Annotated in this window: 26 protein-coding genes and 1 other RNA gene; 17 read left to right on the top strand and 10 right to left on the bottom strand. The window is 66.4% G+C overall.

Annotated features, from left to right (window positions below; genetic code table 11):
• Positions 1–45: 45 nt before the first annotated feature.
• Positions 46–873 carry a DUF3108 domain-containing protein gene (locus ABQ137_RS12310; RefSeq protein ID WP_184550925.1) on the top strand — a complete coding sequence of 276 codons (828 nt, stop codon included), beginning with the start codon at positions 46–48 and terminating at the stop codon, positions 871–873.
• 3 nt (positions 874–876) lie between these two features.
• Positions 877–1,560, top strand: coding sequence for a DUF3108 domain-containing protein (locus tag ABQ137_RS12305; RefSeq protein WP_016904621.1), 684 nt, complete (start codon positions 877–879; stop codon positions 1,558–1,560).
• Between the two features lie 213 nt (positions 1,561–1,773).
• On the opposite strand, the gene ABQ137_RS12300 is transcribed toward ABQ137_RS12305, so the two are convergent.
• The 3 genes from ABQ137_RS12300 to ABQ137_RS12290 form a co-directional block, all read right to left on the bottom strand.
• Positions 1,774–2,097 (bottom strand): hypothetical protein, encoded by a 324-nt coding sequence (locus ABQ137_RS12300; protein WP_046343664.1) that lies wholly within the window; start codon positions 2,095–2,097, stop codon positions 1,774–1,776.
• Positions 2,094–3,368: a UDP-N-acetylglucosamine 1-carboxyvinyltransferase gene (gene murA / locus ABQ137_RS12295; RefSeq protein WP_039515184.1), complete on the bottom strand. Its 1,275-nt coding sequence runs from the start codon at positions 3,366–3,368 to the stop codon at positions 2,094–2,096. Before murA ends, ABQ137_RS12300 begins: the two co-directional genes overlap by 4 nt.
• A gap of 119 nt (positions 3,369–3,487) precedes the next feature.
• The gene (locus ABQ137_RS12290) at positions 3,488–3,715 is read right to left on the bottom strand and encodes a BolA family protein (RefSeq protein ID WP_016905061.1); all 228 of its coding nucleotides are present in this window, start codon (positions 3,713–3,715) and stop codon (positions 3,488–3,490) included.
• A gap of 53 nt (positions 3,716–3,768) precedes the next feature.
• On the opposite strand from ABQ137_RS12290, the gene ABQ137_RS12285 reads away from it, so the two are divergent.
• From ABQ137_RS12285 to ABQ137_RS12215, 15 genes are all read left to right on the top strand, one after another.
• On the top strand, positions 3,769–4,770 hold the full coding sequence (locus ABQ137_RS12285) for a KpsF/GutQ family sugar-phosphate isomerase (protein ID WP_024938742.1): 1,002 nt from the start codon (positions 3,769–3,771) through the stop codon (positions 4,768–4,770).
• Between the two features lie 49 nt (positions 4,771–4,819).
• Entirely contained in the window at positions 4,820–5,368 is a 549-nt protein-coding gene (locus ABQ137_RS12280) for a KdsC family phosphatase (protein WP_024938741.1), read from the top strand.
• A complete protein-coding gene (lptC, locus tag ABQ137_RS12275; protein ID WP_349782654.1) occupies positions 5,365–5,940 on the top strand; it encodes an LPS export ABC transporter periplasmic protein LptC in 576 nt (191 codons plus the stop codon). The genes ABQ137_RS12280 and lptC overlap by 4 nt, the downstream gene beginning before the upstream one ends.
• The gene (gene lptA / locus ABQ137_RS12270; protein ID WP_349782652.1) at positions 5,918–6,478 is read left to right on the top strand and encodes a lipopolysaccharide transport periplasmic protein LptA; all 561 of its coding nucleotides are present in this window, start codon (positions 5,918–5,920) and stop codon (positions 6,476–6,478) included. Before lptC ends, lptA begins: the two co-directional genes overlap by 23 nt.
• Positions 6,478–7,197, top strand: a complete 720-nt coding sequence (lptB, locus tag ABQ137_RS12265; protein ID WP_016904606.1) for an LPS export ABC transporter ATP-binding protein — start codon at positions 6,478–6,480, stop codon at positions 7,195–7,197. The genes lptA and lptB overlap by 1 nt, the downstream gene beginning before the upstream one ends.
• A 40-nt stretch (positions 7,198–7,237) precedes the next feature.
• Positions 7,238–8,677, top strand: coding sequence for an RNA polymerase factor sigma-54 (locus tag ABQ137_RS12260; RefSeq protein WP_104590144.1), 1,440 nt, complete (start codon positions 7,238–7,240; stop codon positions 8,675–8,677).
• A gap of 87 nt (positions 8,678–8,764) precedes the next feature.
• The gene (gene hpf / locus ABQ137_RS12255) at positions 8,765–9,082 is read left to right on the top strand and encodes a ribosome hibernation-promoting factor, HPF/YfiA family (RefSeq protein ID WP_016904608.1); all 318 of its coding nucleotides are present in this window, start codon (positions 8,765–8,767) and stop codon (positions 9,080–9,082) included.
• A 21-nt stretch (positions 9,083–9,103) separates the two neighbouring features.
• Positions 9,104–9,562 (top strand): PTS sugar transporter subunit IIA, encoded by a 459-nt coding sequence (locus tag ABQ137_RS12250; protein WP_026064839.1) that lies wholly within the window; start codon positions 9,104–9,106, stop codon positions 9,560–9,562.
• Positions 9,559–10,509 (top strand): HPr(Ser) kinase/phosphatase, encoded by a 951-nt coding sequence (hprK, locus tag ABQ137_RS12245; RefSeq protein ID WP_016904610.1) that lies wholly within the window; start codon positions 9,559–9,561, stop codon positions 10,507–10,509. Before ABQ137_RS12250 ends, hprK begins: the two co-directional genes overlap by 4 nt.
• Positions 10,506–11,378, top strand: a complete 873-nt coding sequence (rapZ, locus tag ABQ137_RS12240; protein ID WP_024938736.1) for an RNase adapter RapZ — start codon at positions 10,506–10,508, stop codon at positions 11,376–11,378. Before hprK ends, rapZ begins: the two co-directional genes overlap by 4 nt.
• A 519-nt stretch (positions 11,379–11,897) precedes the next feature.
• A complete protein-coding gene (locus ABQ137_RS12235) occupies positions 11,898–12,290 on the top strand; it encodes a PTS sugar transporter subunit IIA (protein ID WP_016904612.1) in 393 nt (130 codons plus the stop codon).
• On the top strand, positions 12,283–12,552 hold the full coding sequence (locus ABQ137_RS12230; RefSeq protein ID WP_016904613.1) for an HPr family phosphocarrier protein: 270 nt from the start codon (positions 12,283–12,285) through the stop codon (positions 12,550–12,552). The genes ABQ137_RS12235 and ABQ137_RS12230 overlap by 8 nt, the downstream gene beginning before the upstream one ends.
• A 58-nt stretch (positions 12,553–12,610) precedes the next feature.
• Positions 12,611–14,341, top strand: a complete 1,731-nt coding sequence (ptsP, locus tag ABQ137_RS12225; protein WP_184518359.1) for a phosphoenolpyruvate--protein phosphotransferase — start codon at positions 12,611–12,613, stop codon at positions 14,339–14,341.
• Positions 14,342–14,484: 143 nt separating this feature from the next.
• On the top strand, positions 14,485–15,846 hold the full coding sequence (gene mgtE / locus ABQ137_RS12220; protein ID WP_016904202.1) for a magnesium transporter: 1,362 nt from the start codon (positions 14,485–14,487) through the stop codon (positions 15,844–15,846).
• 107 nt (positions 15,847–15,953) lie between these two features.
• A complete protein-coding gene (locus ABQ137_RS12215) occupies positions 15,954–16,793 on the top strand; it encodes a carboxylesterase family protein (RefSeq protein ID WP_160954518.1) in 840 nt (279 codons plus the stop codon).
• Positions 16,794–16,830: 37 nt separating this feature from the next.
• On the opposite strand, the gene cydB is transcribed toward ABQ137_RS12215, so the two are convergent.
• From cydB to ABQ137_RS12180, 7 genes are all read right to left on the bottom strand, one after another.
• Positions 16,831–17,847, bottom strand: a complete 1,017-nt coding sequence (cydB, locus tag ABQ137_RS12210) for a cytochrome d ubiquinol oxidase subunit II (RefSeq protein WP_039519768.1) — start codon at positions 17,845–17,847, stop codon at positions 16,831–16,833.
• On the bottom strand, positions 17,847–19,244 hold the full coding sequence (locus ABQ137_RS12205) for a cytochrome ubiquinol oxidase subunit I (protein WP_016904205.1): 1,398 nt from the start codon (positions 19,242–19,244) through the stop codon (positions 17,847–17,849). Before ABQ137_RS12205 ends, cydB begins: the two co-directional genes overlap by 1 nt.
• Positions 19,245–19,429: 185 nt before the next feature.
• Positions 19,430–19,506, bottom strand: a non-coding RNA gene (locus ABQ137_RS12200) — sX9 sRNA.
• 229 nt (positions 19,507–19,735) lie between these two features.
• Entirely contained in the window at positions 19,736–20,965 is a 1,230-nt protein-coding gene (locus ABQ137_RS12195) for a dipeptidase (RefSeq protein WP_184518356.1), read from the bottom strand.
• A 286-nt stretch (positions 20,966–21,251) separates the two neighbouring features.
• Complete coding sequence (locus tag ABQ137_RS12190) at positions 21,252–22,640, bottom strand: amino acid permease (protein WP_349782648.1); 1,389 nt, start codon at positions 22,638–22,640, stop codon at positions 21,252–21,254.
• A gap of 256 nt (positions 22,641–22,896) precedes the next feature.
• On the bottom strand, positions 22,897–23,958 hold the full coding sequence (locus ABQ137_RS12185; RefSeq protein ID WP_046343682.1) for a pectate lyase family protein: 1,062 nt from the start codon (positions 23,956–23,958) through the stop codon (positions 22,897–22,899).
• An 830-nt stretch (positions 23,959–24,788) separates the two neighbouring features.
• On the bottom strand, positions 24,789–25,730 hold the full coding sequence (locus ABQ137_RS12180; RefSeq protein WP_039813374.1) for a proline iminopeptidase-family hydrolase: 942 nt from the start codon (positions 25,728–25,730) through the stop codon (positions 24,789–24,791).
• Between the last annotated feature and the right edge of the window lie 128 nt (positions 25,731–25,858).

Raw genomic sequence — 25,858 nt, 5'->3', positions numbered from 1 at the left:
TCCTGTCTCGGACATCCTGGCGGCCCCGTGCCTCCCTCCCAGCGCATGAAACTCCTCCCGATCGCGACCGCGCTGTTGACCACTGCCCTGCTCGCCCCGGCCGGTGCCGGCCGTGCGCAACAGGCGGCTGCCGTGCCTGCGCCAGCGGCCCCTGCTCCAGCTGCGGTGCCACCAGCGGCGCCGGCCTCTGCAGCGGCCCTGCCTGCCAGCACCTGGACGCCGCCGCCGCTGCAACCCTTCGTGGCCACCTACCAGGCGTTCTACCGCGGCAAGGAAGCCGGCGATGCCACCATGCAGGTCAGCAACGGCGAAGGCAGCCAGTGGCGTATCGACATGTCGGTGCGCGGCCGCAAGGGCTTTGCCAGCATCCTGGGGTTGAACCTGGAGCAGAGCACGGTGTTCCGCGTCGATGGCGACACCTATGTACCGTTGAGCCAGAGCACGGTGCGCAAGGCGATGTTCTTCGGCAAGAAGGTCACCGGCGTCTACAACTGGCAGACTGCCAGTGCCCAGTGGGATGGCGATCTGAAGAAGGAGCGCCAGCAGGCGATTCCGTTACAGCGCGGCGACCAGAGCGCGCTGTCGCTGAACCTGTCGCTGATGCGCGACGCGCAACCCGGACGCAGCCTGAGCTATCGCTACGTCGATGTCGGCCGGGTGCGCAAGTACGACTACAAGGTCGCCGATGCCACCGAAGTGGTACAGGTCGGCGACCTGAGCTACGACGCGTTGCGCGTGTACCGCGTCAACAGCGGCGACAACGAAACCATCCTCTGGATCGCCAACGGCGTTCCCACGCCGGTGCGCATCCTGCAACGTGACAAAGGTGAGGATCAGGTCGATCTACGCCTGGTCGAATACCAAGGAGCCTGACCCATGCACACTGTTTCCCGCACCTGTTCGCTGATCGCCGCTGCTGCACTGGCCGTGGCCAGCCTGCCCGCGTTCGCCATGCAGCCGTTCCAGGCCGATTATTCGGCCAACTACATGGGCATGCAGGCCAATGGCACCATGACCCTGGCCGCCGCCGGCGCCAATCAGTGGCGCTATACGCTCACCATCCAGAACCAGCTGGCCAACCTGACCCAGAGCACGGTGTTCGAAGAGAGCAACGGCCAACTGCGTCCGGTCAGCAGCAACGACACCTCGTCGATGATGGTCAAGCGCCGCAACGTCACCGCCAACTACGACTGGAAAACCAGCCAGGCGACCTGGGGCGGCGACATCAAGCCGGACCGTCGTGGCCCGGTGAAGTTGCAGCCCGGCGACATGGATGCGCTGCTGATCAACCTGGCCATTACCCGCGACCTGGCCGCCGGCAAGCCGCTGAACTACCGCATGGTCGACGAAGGCCGCATCAAGCCGATGAGCTACAAGGTGGTCGGCAAGGAAACCATCACCGTCAACGGCAAGCAGGAACAGGCGACCAAGGTGTCGCGCGTGGACGGCGACAAGGAACTGATCGCCTGGGTGGTCAAGGACCTGCCGGTGCCGGCACGCCTGCTGCAGAAGGAAAAAGGCCAGGACGCGCTGGATCTGACCATCAAGGGCCTGCGCTAAGCGCCAGGCACGCCTGGTAGGAGCGTGCCCGCGCGCGACGGGGGCGTTATCGGTAACGCCCCGTCGCGCGCGGGCACGCTCCTACCAGGGCATGGGACTTGCTCTCCCGGCATCCTGCCTCCCACAGCGATGAAGAGCCCGGCTGCGAGCCGGGCTTCCTCCTTCCGATCGGCGTGCGGCGGACGCTGCGCAGCACGCAGAAACGCTCGACTCTCAGGGCTTGGCCGCCGCCTTGTCGTCGCCGCTGGAGAACACCGTGCGGCAGTCCACGCGGATCTGCTCGCCGGTGCTGCGCCAGTAGAACAGGTCGCAATGGCGCTTGCCTTCGACAGTCTTCTTGACCGCCACTGCATAGAACGACTGCGCGATCTCGTCGCGGCTGGCGGTGCCGTCGTTGTTCCAGTCCATGTCCTTGAACTCGACGCCCTGGGTGATCGCCATGCCCACCGACCAGGCATAGGCCAGCCACGCCAGGATCAGCACGATCACGCCGAGCAGGATCTTGCGCCGGGTGGTGAAGCGCCCGCGCAGGATCATGCGATGCGCCGGATGGTCGCGCCCAGCGCCCCCAGCTTCTCCTCGATGTTTTCGTAGCCACGGTCCAGGTGGTAGATGCGATCGATGGTGGTGTCGCCGTCGGCCACTAGGCCGGCCAGGATCAACGATGCCGACGCGCGCAGGTCGGTCGCCATCACCGGCGCGCCGCTGAGGCGCTCGGTGCCGCGCACGATCGCGGTATGGCCTTCGACCTGGATGTCCGCACCCAGGCGCAGCAGTTCGTTGACGTGCATGAAGCGGTTTTCGAAGATGGTTTCGTTGATCACGCCCACCCCGTCGGCCACGCAGTTGAGCGCCATGAATTGCGCCTGCATGTCGGTGGGGAACGCCGGATACGGCGCAGTGGTCAGGTTGACCGCACGCGGGCGCTTGCCGTGCATGTCCAGTGTGATGCTGTCGGCAGTGGTGGTGATGCTGGCACCGGCTTCGGTGAGCTTGTCCAGCACCGCGTCCAGGGTGTCCGGACGGGCGCGGCGCACGCTGACGCTGCCGCCGGTCATCGCCGCGGCGACCAGGAAGGTGCCGGTCTCGATGCGATCCGGCAGCACCGCATGGTGTCCGCCGCCCAGGCGCTCCACGCCCTGCACCACGATGCGCGGCGTACCGGCACCTTCGATCTGCGCACCGAGTGCGATCAGGCAGTCGGCCAGGTCGGTGACTTCCGGCTCCATCGCCGCGTTTTCCAGCACGGTGGTGCCTTCGGCCAGCACGGCGGCCATCAGCACGTTCTCGGTACCGGTGACGCTGACCATGTCGAACACGTAGCGGCCGCCCTTCAGGCGCCCGTTGCTGGTGGCCTTGATGTAGCCGTTCTCCACGCTGATCTCCGCACCCAGCGCCTGCAGGCCCTTGATGTGCTGATCGACCGGGCGTGAGCCGATCGCGCAGCCGCCGGGCAGCGACACCTCGGCGGTGCCGTAGCGCGCCAGCAGCGGGCCGAGCACCAGGATCGAAGCGCGCATGGTCTTGACCAGTTCATAGGGCGCGACCTGGTGGGTGACCGAGCGCGGGTCGACCAGGATCGAGCGGCCCTTAGCCAGCGTGCCTTCGTCGATGGTGACCTCGGCGCCCAGTTCGCTGAGCAGTTTCACCGTGGTGATCACATCGTGCAGATGCGGCACGTTGCTGATCTCCACCGGCGCATCGGCCAGCAGGGTCGCGCACAGGATCGGCAGCACCGCGTTCTTGGCGCCGGAAATATTGACCTCACCGTGCAGCGCTTGGCCGCCGGTCACTACGATTTTTGCCATGGGAGCTTGGGGAATCCGAAAAGGGATGTCGGGGGAATGAGAAGGGTGGCCAGGAGCCGGCCGGGCCGCTGGCAGTCGGGGCGCAGGCGCAGCCCGACCAGCCAGGACCCGGCTGACGCTCAGCCTTCGTCGGGCGTCAGCGTCTTGAGCTGCAGCGCGTGGATCGCGCCGCCCATCAGTTCGCCCAGGGTCGCGTAGACCATGCGATGACGCGCCAACGGGGCCTTGCCGGCAAATGCGGGGCTGATCACGGTCGCCTCGAAGTGCACGCCGTCGTCGCCGTGCACGTCGACGCGGGCTTCGGGCAAGCCGGATTCGATGAGTTTACGGATGGTTTCGGCGTCCAAAGGGCGTTTCCTCATAAAATGAGCGCACATTCTACTCTTCACCCGAGTCCCGCATGGCCGTCTCGCACCTGCCCTCCGCCACCGTCAGCGACGCCAGCCTGGTCGCCAGCGGCCAGCGCGTGCTGGAGATCGAGCGCGAGGCGCTGGCCAGCGTGGGCGCGCGGATCGGCAGCGACTTCGCCGCGGCCTGCCGGCTGGTACTGGCCTCGCGCGGGCGCGTGGTAGCCACCGGCATGGGCAAGTCCGGGCATATCGCGCGCAAGATCGCCGCCACCCTGGCCTCCACCGGCACGCCGGCGTTCTTCGTGCATCCGGGCGAAGCCGGGCACGGCGACCTGGGCATGATCACCGAGGCCGACATCGTGCTGGCGCTGTCCTACTCCGGCGAATCGGACGAGGTGCGCATGCTGCTGCCGGTGCTCAAGCGCCAGGGCAACCCGATCATCGCCATGACCGGGCGCCCGAACTCCTCGCTGGCGCAGGCCGCCGACGTGCACCTGGACGTGAGCGTGTCGGCCGAAGCCTGCCCGCTGCATCTGGCGCCCACCTCCAGCACCACCGCCTCGCTGGCGATGGGCGACGCGCTGGCCGTGGCGCTGCTGGACGCGCGCGGCTTCACCGCCGACGATTTTGCGCGCTCGCACCCGGCCGGCAGCCTGGGCCGGCGCCTGCTGCTGCACATCACCGACGTGATGCACAGCGGCGATGACCTGCCGCGCGTGCGCGAGGACGCCAGCCTGAGCGAGGCGCTGATGGAAATGAGCCGCAAGCGGCTGGGCATGACTGCCGTGGTGGACGCGGACGGGCGCCTGATCGGCCTGTTCACCGACGGCGACCTGCGCCGTGCGCTGGACAGCGACATCGACGTGCGCAGCGCCGGCATTGCCCAGGTGATGACGCGCAACCCACGCACCATCGGCGCCGACCAGCTGGCCGCCGAAGCCGCACGGCTGATGGAGGATTACAAGATCAACGGTTTGATCGTGGTCGACGCGCAGCAGCGCGCGGTGGGCGCATTGAACATTCACGACCTGTTGCGCGCCAAAGTGGTTTAACAGGTTCAGTTTTCTACCGTTGGAACCCCGTTCTCACCGATTCGTGCCGATGCCCTATTCCCCTCTGCAACACCTGCCCGCCGACATCACCGACCGCGCCGCGCGTATCCGCCTGGCCTGTTTCGACGTCGACGGCACCCTGACCGACGGCCGTCTTTATTACGACCATGCCGGTAACGAGAGCAAGTCGTTCAATGTGCTCGACGGTCAGGGGCTCAAGCAGCTCGACCATGCCGGCATCCATGTCGCGCTGATCACTGCGCGCGCCAGCCTGTCGGCGGAAAAGCGCGGCCAGGATCTGGGCCTGCACGTGCAGATCGGGGTCAAGAACAAGCGCCTGGCAGTGCTGGCCCTGTGCCAGGAGCACGGCCTGTCGCTGGACCAGGTGTTGTTCATGGGCGACGACCTGCCGGACCTGCCGGCCCTGCTGGCGGTCGGCCTGCCGGTGGCACCGGCCAACGCGCACCCGTGGATCGCCGAGCGCGTGCAGTGGCATACCCGGGCACGTGGCGGCGAAGGCGCCGCGCGCGAGGTCTGCGATGTGGTGCTGGCCGCGCAGGGCCAGGTCGAGGGCATCATCGAAAGGTTCTCCGCATGAGCTGGAACTGGCGCACCACCCTGGGCGTGGCGCTGTTCGCCGCCGCGGTGATTTCCGGCTGGTCGGCGTGGCAGCAGCGCGCGCGGCCGGTCGCCGCAGTGACGGACGATGCGCGCGCCGACTACGTGCTGCGCGACTTCGAACTGATTGCGCTGGACAAGGAAACCGGCAAGGAATCGATGACGCTGCGCGCGCCGGAGATGCATCGCAACCGCGCCGATCGCACTTCCGAAGTCACCACCCCGGTGTTCCTGCTGCCGGACAACACCAATCAACCGTGGACGCTGCGCTCCAAGACCGGCTGGATCAGCCCCACGGGCGACGAGCTGCGCCTGCGCGGCGATGTCGAGGGCGACAGCCCCACCGGCGGCGCGACCCCGCCGACCACGTTCCGCACCCAGAGCCTGGACGTGTTCCCGAAGCAGAACCTCGCCAAGACCGCGGCCCCGGTGAGCATGAGCCGGCCGGGTATCATGCAGAGCGGGGTCGGCTTCGAGGCCGATCTCAAATCACGCCAGTACAAGCTCCTTTCCCAGGTCAAGACCCGCTATGAACCGAATGCTGCCCGCTAAACTGGCGTTTGCCGCGCTGCTGCTGCCCGCCCTTGCGATGGCAAAGACCAGCGACCGCAATCAGCCGATGGCGATCGACTCCAATGCCAACGATTGCAACATGCTCGACGACAGCGGCAAGTGCCGCTTCAGCGGCAATGTGGTGATCACCCAGGGCACGCTGGAAATCCACGCCGACACCGCCGACATCTTCCAGAAGAACGGCCAGACCGACCGTGTCGTGCTGACCGGCAAGCAGGCCACGCTGAAGCAGCAGATGGACGACGGCGCGATGATGAACGGCCAGGCCGACAACATCGAGTACCAGGTCGCCAACGAAGTCATCGTGCTGACCGGCAATTACAAGGTCGACTCGCCCAAGGGCACCAACGCCGGTCAGCGCATGGTCTACAACACCAAGACCGGCAATATGCAGAGCGGCGGCGACGGCAGCCGCGTGCGCACGATCATCCAGCCCAAGACCGCAGCGCCGGCGGCAGCAGCGCCTGCGGCGACGCCGGCCGCCAAGCCCGCGGCCAAGCCGAAGGGGAAGAAGTAATGCTGGTCGCCACCGGTCTGCGCAAGAAGTACAAGCAACGCGAAGTGGTCAAGGAATTCGGCCTCACGCTCGAGGCCGGTGAGGTGGTCGGCCTGCTCGGCCCCAACGGTGCCGGCAAGACCACCTGCTTCTACATGATCGTCGGCCTGGTCGAGGCCGATGCCGGGCGTATCGAGCTGGACGGCCGCGACCTCACCGCCGAACCGATGTACGCCCGCGCCAAGCTCGGTGTCGGCTATCTGCCGCAGGAGCCGTCGATCTTCCGCAAGCTCACCGTGGCCGACAACATCCGCCTGGTGCTGGAGCTGCGTGAAGAGCTGGATGGCGCCGGCCGCGAGAAGGAACTGGTCTCCCTGCTGGAAGAGCTGCAGATCACCCATGTGGCCGACCAGCTCGGCGCCAGCCTGTCCGGCGGCGAGCGGCGGCGCTGCGAGATTGCGCGGGCGCTGGCGGCCAAGCCGCGCATGATGCTGCTCGACGAACCCTTTGCCGGTGTCGATCCGATTTCGGTCGGCGAGATCCAGCGCATCATCATCCACCTCAAGGAACGCGGCATCGGCGTGCTGATCACCGATCACAACGTGCGCGAAACCTTGGGAATCTGCGACCGCGCGTATATTCTCGCCGAGGGGGGCGTGCTGGCGCAGGGGGCACCAGATGCGCTGCTAGCCAATCCCGACGTCCGTCGCGTGTATCTGGGGGAAACTTTCCGCCTTTGAGCGCGTCGCCGCGCCATCGATTCTTCCAGTCAGTGCCCGCATGAAAGCCCGGCTCCAGACATCGCTAGGACAGCAGTTGGTCATGACGCCGCAGTTGCGTCAGGCGATCAAGCTATTGCAGATGTCCACCACCGAGCTGGAACTGGAAATCGCCGAAGCGGTGGAGACCAATCCGCTGCTGGAATGGGCCGACGAAGCCGCGCATGCGGCCAGCGAGCTGCCGGTGGACGCGTCGTCGGCCGCCTCCACCGACGACACCCCGCGTGAGGAACCGGCACCGGCCGAGCGCGATGACGACTGGTCGCAGGACGAACTGCAGTGGACCGGCTCGGGCAGCGGCGGCAGCTTCGACGACGACGAATCCGGCGATGCCGCCGAGCGCGTGGCCGAATCCGAAACCCTGGCCGACCATCTGTTGTGGCAGCTGCACCTGTCGCCGCTGTCGCCGCGCGACCGCCAGATCGGCGCGCTGCTGATCGATGCACTGGATGAGGACGGCTACCTGCGCGAGCCGCTGTCGGCGATTCTGGAAACGCTGGCGCTCGGTGCGGCGGTGGACGAGGCCGAAGTCCTGACCGTGCTGCACCAGATCCAGCGCTTCGACCCGGTCGGCGTGGGTGCGCGCACGCTGGGCGAATGCCTGGCACTGCAGCTGGCGGTACTCGACCCGGCCACTCCGGGGCGCGAGCTGGCGCTGCAGATCGTCGCCGGCCCGCTGGAGCGCCTGCCGCGCAGCGGCGTGGCCGGCCTGGCGCACGAACTCAAGCGCTCCACCGCCGATGTCGAGCAGGCGGTCCAGCTGGTGCGCTCGCTGGACCCGCGCCCGGGCAAGCAGATCGGCGACCTGTCGCAGGACACCTACGTGGTGCCGGACTGCGTGATCTGGCGCCAGCGCGGCGTGTGGCGGGCCTCGCTGGCCGGCCGCGCGCAGCCCAAGGTCACCATCCACCGCGGTTACGAGAACCTGATCCGCAGTTGCGGCGAGTCCGACGCCGGCTACCTGCGCGGCCAGCTGCAGGAGGCGCGCTGGCTGCTCAAGAGCCTGGAGGCGCGCGGCGAGACCCTGCTGCGGGTGGTGCGCTGCCTGCTGCAGCACCAGGCCGGGTTCCTGGAATTCGGCGCGCAGGCATTGCGGCCGCTGACCCTGCGCGAGATCGCCGGCGAGCTCGGCCTGCACGAATCCACCATTTCCCGCGCGATCGCGCGCAAATACGTGCGCACCCCGCGCGGCACCATCGCGCTGCGCTCGTTCTTCGCCTCCGGCATCGACACCGACAGCGGCGGCGAGGCTTCCAGCACCGCCATCCAGGCCATGATCCGGCGCCTGATCGAGGCGGAAAACCCGCGCAAACCGCTGTCCGACGCCAAGTTGGCCGATCTGCTGAAAACTTCCGGCGTACCAGTGGCGCGGCGCACCGTTGCGAAGTATCGTGAGGCCATGAACATTTCCGCCTCCCACGAACGCGTCCGTATCGCGTGACGTTGCACCCACCGCAACGCCGGCCTGCGCCGGGTAAGTCGGAGCACCGGAAAGGTTCATTGGCCCACCGACCAATGGAGGTATCCGATGCGTATCGAGACGTATGGCCACCAGCTTGAAGTGACCCCCGCGCTGCGGGAGTACGTGGCAAGCAAGCTGCAGCGATTGCAGCGCCATTTCGACCAGCACTGTGAAGTCCGAACCCAGCTGGCCGTTCGCAAGCCAGACCATCACGTGGTCGCCACCGTCAACCTCCCCGGTCGCACCCTGCACGCAGATGCCAGCGGCTCCAGCATGTATGCGGCTATCGACCTGCTGGTCGACAAGCTCGACCGCCTGGTGCTCAAGCACAAGGAAAAGAAATGTAACCACCATGCACGCGAGGTGCGCGACAATCCCGCATGACGCTTCCCGCTTGATGCCCTCATGCCTTTAACCGATCTGATGGCGGCCGTGCGCACCGTGGTGTCGCCGGCCGCCGATCGCGACACCGTCCTGCATGCCGCCGCCGACCTGCTGTCCTGCCGCCAGGCCGGTGCCGACGAGCTCTACGCCAACCTGTGCGAACGCGAGGCCCTGGGCAGTACCGCCATCGGCCACGGCATTGCCATCCCGCACGGGCGCTGCCCCAACCTCACCGAACCGCGTGGCGCATTGCTGCGCTTGGACACCCCGGTGGCCTTCGGTGGCGACGAGCCGGTGGACCTGATCTTTGCGATGGCGGTGCCTGCGCACTACACCCACCAGCATCTGATGCTGCTGTCGGAACTGGCCGAGCGGTTTTCCGACGCGGACTTCCGTCAGCAGTTGCGCGCCGCCCCCAATGCCGACGCCTTGATGGCGCTGCTCACCGACGCACCGCCAGCACAGGCCAGCGCCGCATGAATACCAGCATCACCGCACGCGAACTGTTCGACCAGCAACGCGACAAGCTGGCGCTGCGCTGGGTGGCGGGCCAGAAAGGCGAGCACCGCGAGATCGAGGCCGGCAGCAACAACGCACGCCGCCCGTCGCTGGCCGGCTATCTCAATGTGATCTATCCCAACAAGGTGCAGATCCTGGGCACCGAAGAGCTGGCCTGGCTGGACTCGCTGGATGCGCGGCAACGCTGGGAAACCATCGAGAAGATCATCCAGGTGCAGCCGCTGGCGCTGGCGATCAGCAAGAACCAGTCCTGCCCGGAAGACCTGCGCGCGGCCGCCGACGAATCCAACACGCCGCTGTGGATCTCGCCCAAGCGCGGCCACGAGTTGCTCAATCACCTCTCCTACCACCTGGCGCGCACGCTGGCGCCGCGGGTCACGCTGCATGGCGTGTTCATGGAGATCTATTCGATCGGCGTGCTGATCACCGGCGAGGCCGGCTCGGGCAAGAGCGAGCTGGCGCTGGAGCTGCTCAGCCGCGGTCACCGGCTGGTGGCCGACGACGCGCCCGAGTTCACCCAGATCGCCCCCGACGTACTCGACGGCACCTGCCCGGAACTGCTGCAGGACCTGCTGGAAGTGCGCGGCCTGGGCGTATTGAACGTGCGCGACATGTTCGGCGACACCGCGGTGAAGAAGAACAAGTACCTGCGCCTGATCGTGCACCTGACCCGCCCGATGACCGAGCCCACCCCGTCCGGCTACGAACGCCTGACCGGCGATTCCGGCAGCCGGCACGTGCTGGATCTGGACGTGCCGCTGATCACCCTGCCGGTGATGCCCGGGCGCAATCTGGCGGTGCTGACCGAAGCGGCCACGCGCCTGCATATCCTGCGCACCAAGGGCATCGACCCGGCGGCGATGTTCATCGCCCGCCACAGCAACCTGCTGGAGCGACGCACGCCATGAGTACCGCGCCCTCCACGTTGATGATCGTGAGCGGGCTGTCCGGCTCGGGCAAATCGGTCGCGTTGAAGACCTTCGAGGATCTGGACTACTACTGTTCGGACAACCTGCCGGTGGAGCTGCTGCCGGATTTCGTGCGCAGCCGCCTGCGCGGCAATCCGCTCGGCGACCAGCGCCTGGCGGTGGGCATCGATGTACGCAGCCGCAGCGACCTGACCCAGCTGGCGCAATGGCGCCAGGCCGCGCAGGAATACGGCATCGAGGCGCGGCTGCTGTTTTTCGAGGCCGGCGACGAGGCGCTGATCAAGCGCTACGCCGATACCCGCCGCCGCCACCCGCTTAGCCATCTCGGCCTGGCCTTGCCGGAAGCGATCACCCGCGAGCGACAGTTGACCGAACCGCTGCGCACGCAGGCCGATGCCATCATCGACACCAGCGCGCTCAACGTGCACCAGCTGCGTCGCCGCGTGGTCACCGAGTTCGCGCTCGGCAGCAGCGACCGGCTGTCGCTGCTGTTCGAATCGTTCGCCTACAAACGCGGCGTGCCGGCCGAGGCCGACTTCGTGTTCGATGCGCGCGTCCTGCCCAATCCGCACTGGGACCCGGAACTGCGCCCGCTGACCGGCCGCGATGCCGGCGTACGCGAGTATCTGGACAAGGAACCGGACGTGGTGCGCTACAGCGCGCAGATCGTGGACCTGCTCGACACCTGGCTGCCACGACTGCGCAACGACACCCGCAGCTACGTGACCATCGCCTTCGGCTGCACCGGCGGCAAGCACCGCTCGGTGTATCTGGCCGAACGCATGGCGCGGCATGCGCGCGAGCAGGGCTGGCCGGAGGTGGCGACGTTTCATCGCGAGCAGGACTGAAGGGCTGGGATTGGGGAATCGGGAATCGGGAATCGTCAAAGCGGTGTCATGCGGCTTGGAATGTGCGAACGGTCGATGACAGCGTGCTTTGAAGCTTGGCCTTGCGGGTTGGCCTCGGCATCGGGTCCCTGCCCCGCGCTTGCTGTCGAGGCTTTGATCTTGGTGGCTCATTTGGAGCTGCAGGCCGTCCTTGTCACTATTGCTTCCTTAGTTTTGCTGCGGGCGCAGATTGTTCGGCTGGCAGACATTGGGTCTGCGGGAAAAACTTTTGATCGGTGCATTCGTCTGCGCGTTCTGATCGGGGACTGCCTGGCAAGTGCGCGCTGCAGCGTTCGCTTGTGATGCGGTTCGCATCGGCAGACTGCGGGCGTCGCGATCATTGCCATGTGGTCAGCGGCGCGCTTGCTGCATGCGCTGCATGCGACACGCTGCAGCGGTCCTAAACGGCTATTCATTTCGCAACACATCGGTGTCGGCAAACGCTATCGCGCGGTCACACCGACCTGTTAACGTTTCGGCATGGCCTGTGGCATTCTCCTCATTACTCATCCCGGCATCGGCGCGGCGTTGTTGAACGTGGCGACGGGGCTGTTGCGGCAGTTGCCGCTGAAGACCGAAGCGTTCGATGTGCCGCTCGATGCAGACCTGGACGCCTTGCTGCCCCAGGCCTCGTCGGCGATGCGACGGGTCGACAGCGGCGACGGCGTGCTGGTCATGACCGACCTGTACGGCGCCAGCCCCAGCAATCTCGCCAGCCGGTTGGCAAAGCTCGGCACGCCGGTTCGCCGGGTGTCCGCGCTCAGCCTGCCGATGCTGCTGCGGGTGATGAACTACCCCGAACAAGGATTGCAGGAGCTGCCCGCCACCGCGGCGGCAGGCACCCGCAACGGAGCGATCATCGACGATGCTTGAACGCGAACTCATAGTTTCCAACCGACTCGGACTGCATGCGCGGGCAACCGCCAAGCTGGTGCAGACGCTGTCGTCCTATCGCAGCAATGCCACCCTGGCGGCCAAGGGCCGCGAGGTGAATGCCAAGAGCATCATGGGCGTGATGCTGCTGGCCGCCGGCCAGGGCACCAGCGTGGTGGTGCGGCTGGATGGCGAGGACGAAGCGCAAGCGCTGCAGGCGCTGGTGGACCTGTTCGAGCGTCGTTTCGACGAGGACAGCTGAGCATGCGCCGCGTCGGTGCGGGGCTGACCGACAGGGCGCGTCCGCGCCAGGGCCGCACATGAGCCTGCGTTTGCGTGGACATGCCGCCTCGCGCGGCAACGCACTCGGACGCGCGCGCGTGCGCCAGAGCCACACGCTGGAAGTGGCCGAGCAACGCGTGCCCGCCAGCCAGGTGGAAACCCAGCTGCAGCGTCTGCACGTGGCGATCGAGGCAGCACGCACCGAGATGCAGCAGCTGCGCGACCGCCTGCATGGCGCGCTTGCGCGCGAAGTCGGCGAGTTCCTCGAACTGCATGCGCTGTTGCTCGACGACCCGGAGCTGCTGCAAGGCCTGGACGAGTTGATCCGCACCCACCGCTACAGCGCCGACTACGCCTTGCGCGTGCAGCGCGACCGGTTGGCGGCGGTGTTCGACGGCATGGAGGACGCCTACCTCAAGAGCCGCATGGACGACCTGGATCACGTCATCGGCCGCATCCATGCGTTCTTGCACAAGCGCGCGCCCGACCTCAAGGGCGTGGCCGGCGAGATCCTGGTCTGCGACAACGTGGCGCCGTCGGAGCTGGCGCAGCTGCAGGCGCAAGGGGTGGTCGGCATCGTCACCACCGCCGGCAGCGCGCTGTCGCACAGCGCGATCCTGGCGCGCAGCCTGCACCTGCCGCTGGTGGTGGGGGTGAGCGATGCGGTCCAGCGGATCGACGATGGCGACGTGTTGATCGTCGATGCCGGCTCCGGCCAGGTGATCGTCGATCCCAAGCCCGAGCATCTGCGCGACTACCGCGAGCGCCTGCGCGCGCTGGCCAAGGAACAGCGCGAACTCGGACGGCTGCGCTCCAAACCCACGCGCACGCGCGACAACGTCGATATCACGCTGCTGGCCAATGCCGAATCGCTGGAGGACGTGGCCAGGGCGCACGCGCTCGGCGCCAGCGGCCTTGGCCTGTATCGCACCGAATTCCTGTTCCTGCAGCGCAGCGAGTTGCCGGACGAAGAAGAACAGTTCCACACCTATCGCGACACCGTGCTGGGCATGAGCGGGCGACCGGTCACCATCCGCACCCTGGATCTGGGCGCGGACAAGGCCGACCGCACCGGCCTGACCTTGAGCGATGAGGACAACCCGGCGCTGGGCTTGCGCGGGGTGCGGTTGTCGCTGGCCCGCCCTGCGGTGGCGCAGGCGCAGTTGCGCGCGATCCTGCGCGCCTCCGGCTACGGACCGGTGCGCATCCTGGTGCCGATGGTCAGCGGCCGCGAGGAGGTCCAGTCGCTGCGCCGGCAGATCAAAAAGCTGGCCGCGCAATTGCGCGAACAAGGCCACGAGATCGCCGAGCACATCCCGCTGGGCGCGATGATCGAAGTGCCGGCTGCGGCCCTGGCGCTGGACTGCTTTATCGACGACATCGATTTCCTGTCGATCGGTACCAACGATCTGGTGCAGTACCTGCTGGCGGTGGATCGCAACAACGAGGCATTGGGCGAGCTGTATTCGCCGTTGCATCCGGCGGTGCTGCGCCTGATCGCGCAGGTGATCGCCACCGGGCGCGCGTACGCCAAGCCGGTGGCGGTGTGCGGCGAGATCGCGGGCGACCCGCGCTTCGTGCCGATGTTGCTGGCGCTGGGGCTCACCGAGTTCAGCCTGCATCCGGCCACGCTGCTGGAAGTGCGCCGTGCGGTGCGCGACATCCACCTGGGCGAGTTGCGCGTGCAGGGCGACAAGCTGCTGCGCGCGCGCGACCGCAAAGGCATCGAGAAGTGGCTGACTACCGTCGCGCAGGGCCTGGCGCGCTGAGCGATCGCGTCATCGCGCAGGCGATGTTCTAACGCGTTGCGAGCGGCACTGTATGTTTCGTCACCGTGCGCAAGCGATAATGCCGTGCTGACTCAGCAGCGCGTCTTCCATCGGGACGTGTCCACTCTTCCAGGGAGCCGCGCATGGCCGAAGCCGTCCGCCACGACAAGACCGCGCGCCAGCTGCGACTGCTGTCCGATGCGCTCGATAGCGGACGCCTGGGCCCGGTACGCCGGCTGGTCAATACGCTGGCGCCGGCGGAGATCGGCAACCTGCTGGAGTCGCTGCCGCCCGGCAAGCGCGAAGTGGTGTGGGGGCTGGTCGACCCGGAAGACGACGGCGAGGTGCTGCTGCATGTCGGCGATGAAGTGCGCGAAAGCCTGCTGGCCGACATGGACACCGACGAGATCGTCGCCGCGGTCGAAGACCTCGACATCGACGATCTGGCCAATCTGGTCGAAGACCTGCCCGACACCGTCATCGACGAAGTGCTCAAGTCGATGGACCGCGAGAACCGCGAGCGGCTCGAACAGGTGCTGTCGTACCCGGAGGACACTGCCGGCCGCCTGATGAATCCGGACGTGGTGACGGTGCGTGCCGACGTCAATGTCGATGTGGTGCTGCGCTATCTGCGCCTGCGCGGCGAGCTGCCCGACCACACCGATCACCTGTACGTGGTGAGCCGGCGCCATCAATACCTGGGCCGGGTGTCGCTGGCCGCGCTGGTCACCCACGAGGACAGCACGCCGGTCAATCGCCTGATCGACGACGAACAACCGGCGATCGATGTCGGCGATGGCTCCGACGAGGTCGCACGGCGCTTCTCGGACCACGACTGGATCTCCGCGCCGGTGGTGGACGACAACAATATCCTGCTCGGCCGCATCACCATCGACGACGTGGTCGACATCATCCGCGAACAGGCCGAACACCAGGCCATGAGCGCGGCCGGTCTGGACGAGGACGAGGACATGTTCAGCCCGGCGCGGCGCGCCTTCCGCCGCCGCCTGATCTGGCTGGGCATCAACCTGTGCACCGCGTTCCTCGCGTCCAGCGTGGTCAGCCGCTTCGAAGGCACGATCGAGAAGCTGGTGGCGCTGGCGGCGTTGATGCCGATCGTCGCCGGCATGGGCGGCAACGCCGGCACCCAGGTGCTGGCCCTGATGGTGCGCGGCCTGGCGCTGGGCCAGATCGGCTCTTCCAACGTGATGACCCTGCTCAAGAAGGAGCTCACCGTCGCGCTGATCAACGGCCTGGTGCTGGGCGTGGGCCTGGGCCTGATCGTGCTGGCCTGGTTCCAGCAGCCGATGCTGTCGCTGGTGATCGGCACCGCGCTGACCTTGAATATGCTCACCGCCGCATTCGGCGGGGTGCTGGTCCCGGTGACGCTGAAACGCCTGGGCTTCGATCCGGCATTGGCCGGCGGCGTGATCCTGACCACGCTGACCGACGTGATGGGGTTCCTGAGCTTCCTCGGCCTGGCGACGCTGATCCTGCTGCCGTAGTCGCCGTGTCGGGTCATGACGATCAACGTTGCACCGAGCACACCGCAGCGACAATCAGATGAATATTCGACAGAAATCGCCGCAATGCGACATGCCAGCACAGCTGCATGCGGCGATACTGCGGGTATGTCATCGGTCTGGGGGTGTGCGTGATCCGTCGTTGTCTTGTTCTTGCGATTCTTGCGCTGCTGCTGGCCGGCTGTTCCAGCATGGCTGAGCGCCACCACGACGGGCGCCGCGGCCATTTCGTCACCCGCACGCTGCAGCTGGAAGGACGGCTCTACCGCTATCAGGTGTTTGTGCCGACCTCCAAGGCGCCGCAACCACGCCCCATCGTGCTGTTCCTGCATGGCTCGGGCGAACGCGGCGACAACGGGCGCGATCAGGCCGAAGTGGGCGTCGGGCCTTACCTGAGCGAACACACCGCCGAGTTCCCGGCGCTGGTGGTGCTGCCGCAGGTGCCCGATGACGAGGAGTGGCTGGGCATCAATGCACGCATGGCGATCGCCGCGCTGGATGCGGCCAGTGCCGAATTCGGTGCCGACCCGCAGCGCACCTATCTCACCGGCATCTCGATGGGCGGCTATGGCGCCTGGGAAATCGGCCTGATGCAGCCGCAGCGCTTTGCCGCGATCGTGCCGATCTGCGGTGCGCTCAAGGCGCCACGCGATGAGCGTCGCACGCTCTACGTCAGCCTGGTGGCCAAGGAAGCCGACCCGTACACCGCTGCGGTCACCCAGCTCAAACACGTGCCGATCTGGATGTTCCATGGCGCCAAGGACGACTCGGTGCCACCGCACGACGACCGTGCGCTGTACCGCGCCGCCAAGGGCATCGGCGCCAACGTGCGCTACAGCGAATATCCGGACGGCAACCACAACGCCTGGGACGCGACCTACGCAGACCCGGCGATGTGGGAGTGGATGTTCAGGCAACGCCTGCGCTGAGCAGGCGGCGCACCGCGCCGATGCGGTCTGCGCCCGCTCAGTGGTGATAGCCGGTATCGGCGGTGATCTTGCCGCGGAACACGCGGTACGACCACACCGTGTAGCCCAGGATCAGCGGCAGCAGCACCACCAGGCCGATCAGTGCGAACAGCTGCGACGACGGCGGCGCGGCGGCCTGCCAGATGGTGTAGACCGGCGGCACCAGATACGGCCACATGCCCAGCACCAGGCCGAGGAAGCCGAGCACGAACAGGCCCATCGCCAGCAGGAACGGCGGCGTATCCGGCCGCCCCGCTTCGGTGCACCGCCAGAGCGCGAACCCGACGATGGCGACCAGCACCGGCACCGGCATCAGCCACAGGTAGTGCGCGCCGCTGAACCAGCGGTCCATCACATGCGATTGCAGCGACGGCAACCACGCGCTGACCAGGCCGATGAAGATCAGCACGCTGATGGTCAGCGGCCGGCTCAACTGCCGCGCGAGCTGCTGCACATGACCTTCGGTCTTGAGGATCAGCCAGGTGCTGCCGAGCAGCGCGTAGCCGAACACCAGCGCCGCGCCGGTCAGCATCGCGAACGGACTGAACCAACCCCAGATGCCGCCGACGTAGCGGTCGTCTTCGATCGGCAGGCCCTGCACCAGCGCGCCCAGGATCACGCCCTGCGCAAACGTGGCCAGGATCGAGCCGGCAGCGAAGGCATTGCTCCACAGCCGCCGCGAGCGATGCGCCTTGAAGCGGAACTCGAACGCCACCCCGCGGAACACCAGCGCCATTACCATCAACAGCACCGGCAGATACAGCGCCGACAGGATCACCGCATACGCCTTGGGAAACGCCGCCAGCAGCCCTGCCCCGCCCAACACCAGCCAGGTCTCGTTGCCGTCCCAGATCGGCGCGGCGGTATTCATCATCAGATCCAGCTGCGCTTCGTCCTTGCGGAACGGCGCCAGGATGCCGATGCCGAGCACGAAGCCGTCCAGCACCACGTACATCAGCACCCCGAAGCCGATCACCGCGAACCACGCCACCGGCAATACGCTGCTCATGTCCATCATGCGGCTCCGTCGATCGGTTCGTCGGCCGCCGACAACGGCCGTGCCGGGGTGTGTTCGCCGTGGTCCAGCTGCGGGGCGTCATGCGGGGTCGGGCCGATCTTGCCGATCTTGACCAGGTACCAGATGCCCCAGCCGAACACGAACGCATAGCCGACCACGTACACCGCCAGCGAGATTGCGGTCATCAGCGTCGATTGCGGGCCCACGGCATCGGCAGTGCGCAACAGGCCATAGACCACATACGGCTGCCGCCCCATCTCGGTGACGAACCAGCCCGACACCAGCGCGATGAAGCCGCTCGGCAACATCCAGCGCCAGGTCGCCAGCAACCAGCGCCACTGCAGCAACTTGCCGCGCCACCAGGCGAACGCCGAGACCCAGGCCACCAGCAGCATCAACGAGCCCAGCCCGACCATGATGCGGAAGGCGAAGAACACCGGCAGCACCGGCGGGCGATCGGCCGCCGGCACCGAGGTCAGCGGCGCAATGCTGCCTTCCGCACTGTGGGTCAGGATCAGGCTGCCCAGGCGCGGGATCGCCACCTCGTAATCGTTGCGCTCGGCCTGCGCATTGGGCAGGGCGAACAGCACCAGCGGAAACCCCTTGCCCTGGCCTTCGTCATGCCAGTGCGCTTCCATCGCCGCGATCTTCATCGGCTGGTGCTTGAGCGTGTTCAAGCCATGCATGTCGCCAACGAAGATCTGCAGCGGCACGGTGATCGCCGCGAAGGCCACCGCCAGCTTGAGCATGCGCAGCCCGGCCTCGCGGTGCACGCCGCGATGCAGATACCACGCCCCCACCGCACCGACCACAAAGCAGGTGGTGATGAACGAGCCCAGCGCCATATGCGCAAGCCGGTACGGGAAAGAGGGGTTGAAGATGATCTTCAGCCACGCCACCGGATGCACGATGCCGTCCACCACCTCATAGCCGGCCGGGGTCTGCAGCCAGCTGTTGGACGACAGGATCCAGAACGTGGAAAACAGCGTGCCCAGCGCCACCATGCAGGTCGCCAGGAAATGCAGGCGCTCGGAAATACGCCCCCAGCCGAACATCATCACGCCCAGGAAGCTGGCTTCGAGGAAGAACGCGGTCAGCACTTCGTAGCTCAGCAACGGGCCGATCACGCTGCCGGCGATCCGGCTCAGCTCCGGCCAGTTGGCCCCGAACTGGAAGGCCATCACGATGCCGCTGACCACGCCCATGCCGAACGACACCGCGAAGATCTTCTGCCAGAAGAAATACAGCTCGCGCCACACCGGCAGCCGGGTGCGCAGCCAGCGCCACTCGAGAAATGCCAGCAGGCTGGACAGCCCGATGGTGAACGCGGGAAACAGCACGTGGAATGCGATGACGAACCCGAACTGGATCCGCGATAACAGCAAGGCATCCATGGAGAATCCTCCAGGAAAAAGATGGGGCAGCATCAGCGCACAGGCTGCAGGTCGATTGCCGAACACCAGTGCCGGTCGATCGCGACCTCTGCGCTACGGGATCATGATAAGGACGGTCGTGCTTGTTCCCGATGCGACACGGCGTCGCATCTGCGGCAAATTGCCGCGCTTGTGCAGCCAGCAGCGGCCCACAACCCGCAGCGAACGGTCGCCAGGTGGGTGCGGACGGCGCGCCCGGAACCGCAGCGCAGGCGTGGCTCATGCCGATTCGTAGCACCGGCCGCGCCTGCCTGACGGCGGCGTTGTAGTTCTGTTGGCTCTCTGGGCGATGCTACACCCGGGGTGCACTGCAGCGCGCATTTCTCGCACGCAGACGCGTTGCACGCAGGCCGGTCACTGCGATGCATCCGGCTCTCGCAGGTGCACACCGGCACGCGATGGAAGCTTGCCGCGCTGCCCCACCGCATCCGCACGCAGGTCACCGGAAAACGCTACGGCCGCACCCGCTCCCAGACCCGCAGGAAATTGCCGCTATACACATCGACGATGCGTTGCGTGGGCCAGCCGGCATCCATCATCGCCTGCGTGAGCCTGGGCAGATCCGCGCCGCTGCGCAGACCGGTCGGCAGGCTGGAAATGCCGCCATCGAAATCGCTGCCGAAACTCAGGTGCTTCCACGGATCCTCGACGATCCCCATGGCAGCGATCTGTCGGGCAAAGGCTTCGTAGTAGCCGACGACAAAGGCGAGATCGGCATCCATGTTCGGCTTGCCGTCGGCCAGATAGGCATGTTGCAGAAAGTACGGCGCCAGAATGACGCTGATGCAACCACCGGTCTGGACGATGGCACGGATCGCCGCGTCGTCGAGCCCGCGGTCGAGATGACGCGACGGCCGCGTCTCGGCGCCACGGGTGACGCTGCGCGAGGCGGCATGCGAGGCGAAGGCCGGCACGTTGCGACGGACGCAGATGGCGCAGGTATCGAGGACGCCCTGGCTTGAGGTATGCGAAAGATCCAGCAGCAGTCCGACATCGATGCAGCGCTCCACGACCTTGCGGCCGAATTCCGACAGCCCCGCGCCCTCGATCCCGCGCCACGGATTGAGCGGCGCATAGCCGGCCTGGGAGATGTCGGTATGGCTGAAATGATTGAGCGTCACATAGGCGGCGCCGGCGCTGGCAGCGATGCCCAGGCGCTCCAGCCGCAGCGCCTGGCTGCGGGCTCCGCGTGGGCCGAGCATATGCGCACCCTCCAGCGACAGGATGGCGCAGCAAAGACCCTCGGCCCGAACCGCGCGCAGCTCGGCGGCGCTGCGTGCCAGCCGCATCCGACCGTTGCTCGCGGCCACCATCTCCTCGACATAGCGCTGATGCTCCACCCAGTTGTTCCAGGGGTCGAGAAACGGCGCGCCGAAGAGGTTCTCCCACAACGCGTGGGCGCTGAAGCAGGCAGCGCCGTAGCCGCCGGCCAGAAAGTCCGGGCCGCTGACGTGGTACATCAGCGGTTGGTTGCGACCTCTTGGCGAGGTCTTGGACATCAGCCAGAGGATCAGCGAGCGCCGCTGCGCTTTCCAGTCGCCCTTCCAGTAGTCGAAGCCACCCAGGCGCGACAGATACAGCGAATCCAGATGCGTGTCGACCGGATAGGCCAGCGCATGCACCGCCTCCAGTGTGCGGGCGGCAGGCAAGGCAGCAGAATTCTCGGACGAAACGGCATGCATGCACGAACCCCGGCGATGATTGCTGAAACAATCAAGGAATGAAGCGATGCATTTTCATCGTCGCGCGCTGGCGCGCCGATGTTTTCCAGCCAACCGATGCAACGAACAGAATCGGCCGAATGACAGTAGCCGAGCGGGATCGGCAGATCCAGCCACTCGCCTGTCTAATGGAGAAGGAAACCGCAAGACTGCTTGCGTGTTCTCGCTTCGACGGTGTGCAACAGCGCACTGCCGCCGTGGTTGCGTTGCTGGACGATCACGCACTCAGCCGCGTTGACCTATACGCTCATGTCCGCGCACGCACGCGTCGCGCCACTTCGCTGACCACGGCGATGAAGACAGTCAGACCGACCATCGACAGGAACTGCGCGCGGGTGTCCGCCGAAGACGCCAGCAGCACGAAGATCACCGCCAGGATCGCCAGGGCCAGCAGGGTCAGAAACGGATAACCCCGCATGCGGAACGGCAACGCGATGCCGGCGCGGTCGGCGCGTGCACGCAGGATCAGCTGCGACAGCAGCGAGATCGTCCACACCAGCAGGCAGGTGGCGCCGACGATGTTGAGCAGCATCGGCAACACCTTGTTGGGGTACAGCAGTTCCAGCGCGGCTGCGGCAAACCCGAACAGCACGCTGGCGATCACCGCCACCAGCGGCACCTGCTCGCCGCTGGTCCTGCCAAGCAGCCGCGGCGCTTCGCCGCGCTGGGCTAACGAGAAGATCATCCGCGAGGCGCCGTACAGATTGGCATTGAGCGCCGACAGCAAGGCCACCACGGCGACCAGGGTGATGGCGGGGGCCGCGCCGGGAATGCGCGCCACCTCCAGCACGGCGGCAAACGGCGAGCTGAGCGCCGCGCTGGTCCACGGCACCACTGCCACGATCACGCTGATCGAGCCGATGTAGAACACCAGGATGCGCCAGGCCACGGTGCGAATCGTGCGTGCCAGGCTGCGGCCCGGGTCGGCGGTTTCCGCCGCGGCCACTGCGACGATTTCGGTGCCGCCGAAGGCGAACACCACCACCAGCAACGCCGAGCCGATGCCGGCCAGCCCCTTCGGTGCGAATCCGCCGTTCTGGGTGAAGTTGGACAGCCCCGGCGACACCACGCCGGGCAACCAGCCGGCCAACAGGGCCACACCGATCAGCAGGAACACCACGATCGCAACGACCTTGAGGATGGCGAACCAGAATTCGAACTCGCCGAAATTGCGCACGCCGAGCAGATTGATCGCCGTGAAGGTGGCCATGAACACCACCGCCAGCAATGGCACCGACAACGCCGGCCATACCGAGGCGAGCAGGCCCGCCGCGCCGACCGCTTCGGCGGCGATCACCACCACGATCTGCAGCCACCACAACCAGCCCACCGTCGCACCGGCGGTCGGCCCCATCGCGTCGGCTGCGTATACCGAAAACGCACCGCTGGCCGGCTTGGACGCGGCCATTTCGCCCAACGCGTTCATCACGATGATCACCAGCGCTCCGGCGATCAGGTACGACACCAGCACTGCCGGCCCCGCCGCGTGGATCCCCACGCCCGAGCCCAGGAACAGCCCGGCGCCGATCGCCGTGCCCAGGCCCATCATCATCAATTGCCGCGGTTTCAGCGCGTGGCGCAAGGTGGGCGCGGCGGACGGAGCGTGCTCAGCAACGGGATCGGTTGGAAGCGGCATGGACGGGCTTGCATGGATGGGATCGCGACACGATACCGCGTCGCGGCGCCTGCCGCGCCTCTTGACGCCGGCGCCGGAGCGAGGTCGATCAACCTTGGGGGCGCTTGCCTGCATCCACCGCCAGGGATCACCGCCACGTGCAACCACCGGTGGCCGCCGTGCCTGGCCGCGAACCGGCCAGGCGCGAACCAGCTGCACCCAAAGACAAGAATCCCCGGCCAGGCCGGGGATCCATGTGACCGCACCCTATTGTCGCTTACTCGGCCAGGTTGGTGCCCGCACCGGCGGTGGCGATCACCTTGGCCTTGACCTGTGCGGCCGGGGTGATGCTATAGGTGTAGCCCAGCGGTTCGGGGAACACCTTGGTGGTGATCCAGTTGGTGGCGTTGGCGTACGGCTTGCTGCCATCCGGGGTGCCCCAGGTGATGCCGCTGCCGACGTAGTTGTTGATCAGGTCCCAGTAGCCGATCTCGCTGCTGTCGCGCGAGGTCACCGGGTTCTTGATGTTCTCGAAGTAGTTGGACTCGATCTTGGCCACCCCGCCCATGCGCACGTTGATGCCCGAGGTGGTGACGTTGTTGAAGTAGTTGTTGTAGATGTGGCTCAGTCCACGCCGTTGCAACGGCACGCGCGATTCGACGTTCTCGAAGCGGTTGTGGTGATAGGTGGTGCGCGCAGCCGAATTCTTGGTGTCGCTGTCGCTGTATCCGTTGAGCGCGACCTTCTGGTAGTTGTAGACGTGGTTGTAGGACACGGTGACGTGATGGACGCCCTTCTTCATGTCGATGCCGCCATCGAAAGACGCATCGCCGGCGCCCGAGCACTTGGTCAAGGAGGCGAACACGGTGTTGTGGTCGACCCAGATCTTGGACGGCGAGCCGCTGGAATTGCCTTCCAGCGAGATCGAGTCGGCATCTTCACCGCCCTGCAGCAGGCCGATGGTCATGTTCTGGATGATGACGTTGCTGGAGTTGCCCACCACCCAAAGCCCGAAGTTGGCCGACGAGCCGTTGGCCCCCTTGATGGTGATGTTGCTCTTGTTCTTGATCTGCACGGTCTTGGCCGGCAACTTCCACTGCGCGCAGACGTCCTTGATGCTGCTGAAGTCGAACTTGCCGGTGTAGTTAAGCACCAACCCGCCGCTGCCGGAATAACTGTCGATCGCAGCCTGCATCGCCTCGAAGGTGGTCACGGTGACCGGTGTTTTGTTGCCGCCGCCGGTGGTGCCGGCACCGTACCCGACCGGGCCGGCGATGGCGCCCGCAGCGCAGGCGGACAGGGCAAGCGCAACTGCGCCCTGAAATGTCTTGATGATCATGCAGCCTCTCCCAAAGTGTGGAAAAGCGATGCGTGCTGCCTGCGCCGGAGCGACGACAACAGCAAAGCGGTGCGTGGGGGCCGCATTCTTCGCGCGATTTAACACATAAAACAATTATCCATCACTGAAACTTTGACGCACCACGGTGTTCTCCGTGCAGGACATGCAAAAGAGACAGCACGAGACACCCGGGACAGGACACCATTGTGGCGTGCACGGTGTTTTGCTCTGTATGCAGATGTGTTTTTCATGCATGCAAACGCAGGCCGATGCCGGTTTACTCACGCGCGCGTTCGACCGCAGTTGCTGGTGGCAAATGCGTTTTCTAGGCATCGAAGTGCGACACGCAATGGTGCGCGGCGGTCACTGCACACGAACGTGTGTTGTGAGCATCATTGGTGCGTAGCAGCAGCGCCATCGCAGACACATGCGGTTTGCGAGGTTTGTGTGGTTTACACGGCATTTGATGCCGCGTTGCAGAAGACGATGCGTGATTGCGCTTTTGGATCAATCGCGACAATGGGCGAGCACTGGCGCGACGACCAGCCTCTCTCGACATGGTCAGGCCGCGTAGGTCCGACCACGTGTGCGTCAGGTGGTGTGCGACCGTAGCTGGCAATCCGCATTGAATGTGTCGGCTCAACGACACGCGGTTGAGGCACAGCTGCGTGTATCAACACGACTGCTCTTCACGACCACTCTTCGAACCTTGCTCGCACGATGCGCAAGCAAGGCAGCGCATGCTCAATCGCGACGCGTCGCAGCGGCGCACCGCAGCCGGGCACGCTCAGCTTCACGGCACTTACATACACCCACCCCACCCCATCCACTCAAACAGCGCGGCTGGCCTGCAGGGAGGCATGCACCAGCTGCTCGCCGGGCCACGGCGTCTGGTCGTCGAGGAAGTTGCCGACCAGGCGCATGCACGCCGGGCGTTCTTCCACATGCGGCATATGGCTGGAATTGGCGAACACATGCCACCGCGCGTCCGGAATCAGGCGTGCGTACGGCTCCACCGTTTCCGGTGTGGCCTCGTCGTACTTGCCCGACAGCACCAGCGTGGGCGCGTTGATGCGGTGCAAGCGCTCGATGATGCTCCAGTTGCGCAGGCTGCCGACCACGTGGAATTCGGTCGGGCCGTTCATGGCGTGATACACGGTCGGGTCGGCATCGATGGCGGCGAAGGTGCGCGCCACTTCGGCAGGCCACGGCAGCACGCGGCAGACGTGCTGGGCGTAGAACACCTGGCTTGCGGCGCGATAGGCCGGGTCGTCCAGGGTGCCGGCCGCTTCGTGCGCGTCCAGCGCCGCCTGGATGTCCTCGGGCAGGCGCGCGCGCAGCCGCAGCGCCGCAGCGCGCCACAAGCCCATCGATGCCGGGGAGTTGGCAATCACCAGCGCACGCAGGCCGGCCGGCCGCCGCACCGCATGCTCGGCCGCCAGCATCCCGCCCCAGGACTGCCCGAGCAGCGCGTATTGCGACAGTCCCAACTGCGTGATCAAGGCCTGCAACTCGTCCAGAAACAGCCCCACCGTCCAGAAACCGGGGTCTGCATCGGGAAGATGGGTGGACTTGCCGTTGCCGAGCTGGTCGTAATGGATCACCGCGCGGCCATTGGCTGCCAGGTCCTTGAAGCTGTCCACATAGTCATGGGTGCAGCCGGGGCCGCCGTGCAGCACGATCAGCGGGCAGGCGTCGCTGCGCAGGTCGCCGGTGATGCGGTACCAGGTCCGGTACCCACGGAATTCGACGTAACCCTCGGTGGACTGCATGACCTGCGCCTGCTAACGGCAAGAATGAGCGCCGAGCCTAGCGAGGCAACCGCCGCGCGTTAACTGGCAAAACTCACAGGTTCGTGGCGCTTTCGAAGCTCGGGGCCGGCTGCGCGGGCGGCCGGGCG

The sequence above is a fragment of the Xanthomonas sp. WHRI 8393 genome (genome assembly GCF_040203315.1).
In the GTDB taxonomy this organism is placed as follows: Bacteria; Pseudomonadota; Gammaproteobacteria; order Xanthomonadales; family Xanthomonadaceae; genus Xanthomonas; species Xanthomonas arboricola.
This window is presented reverse-complemented; position numbering and strand designations above follow the sequence as displayed.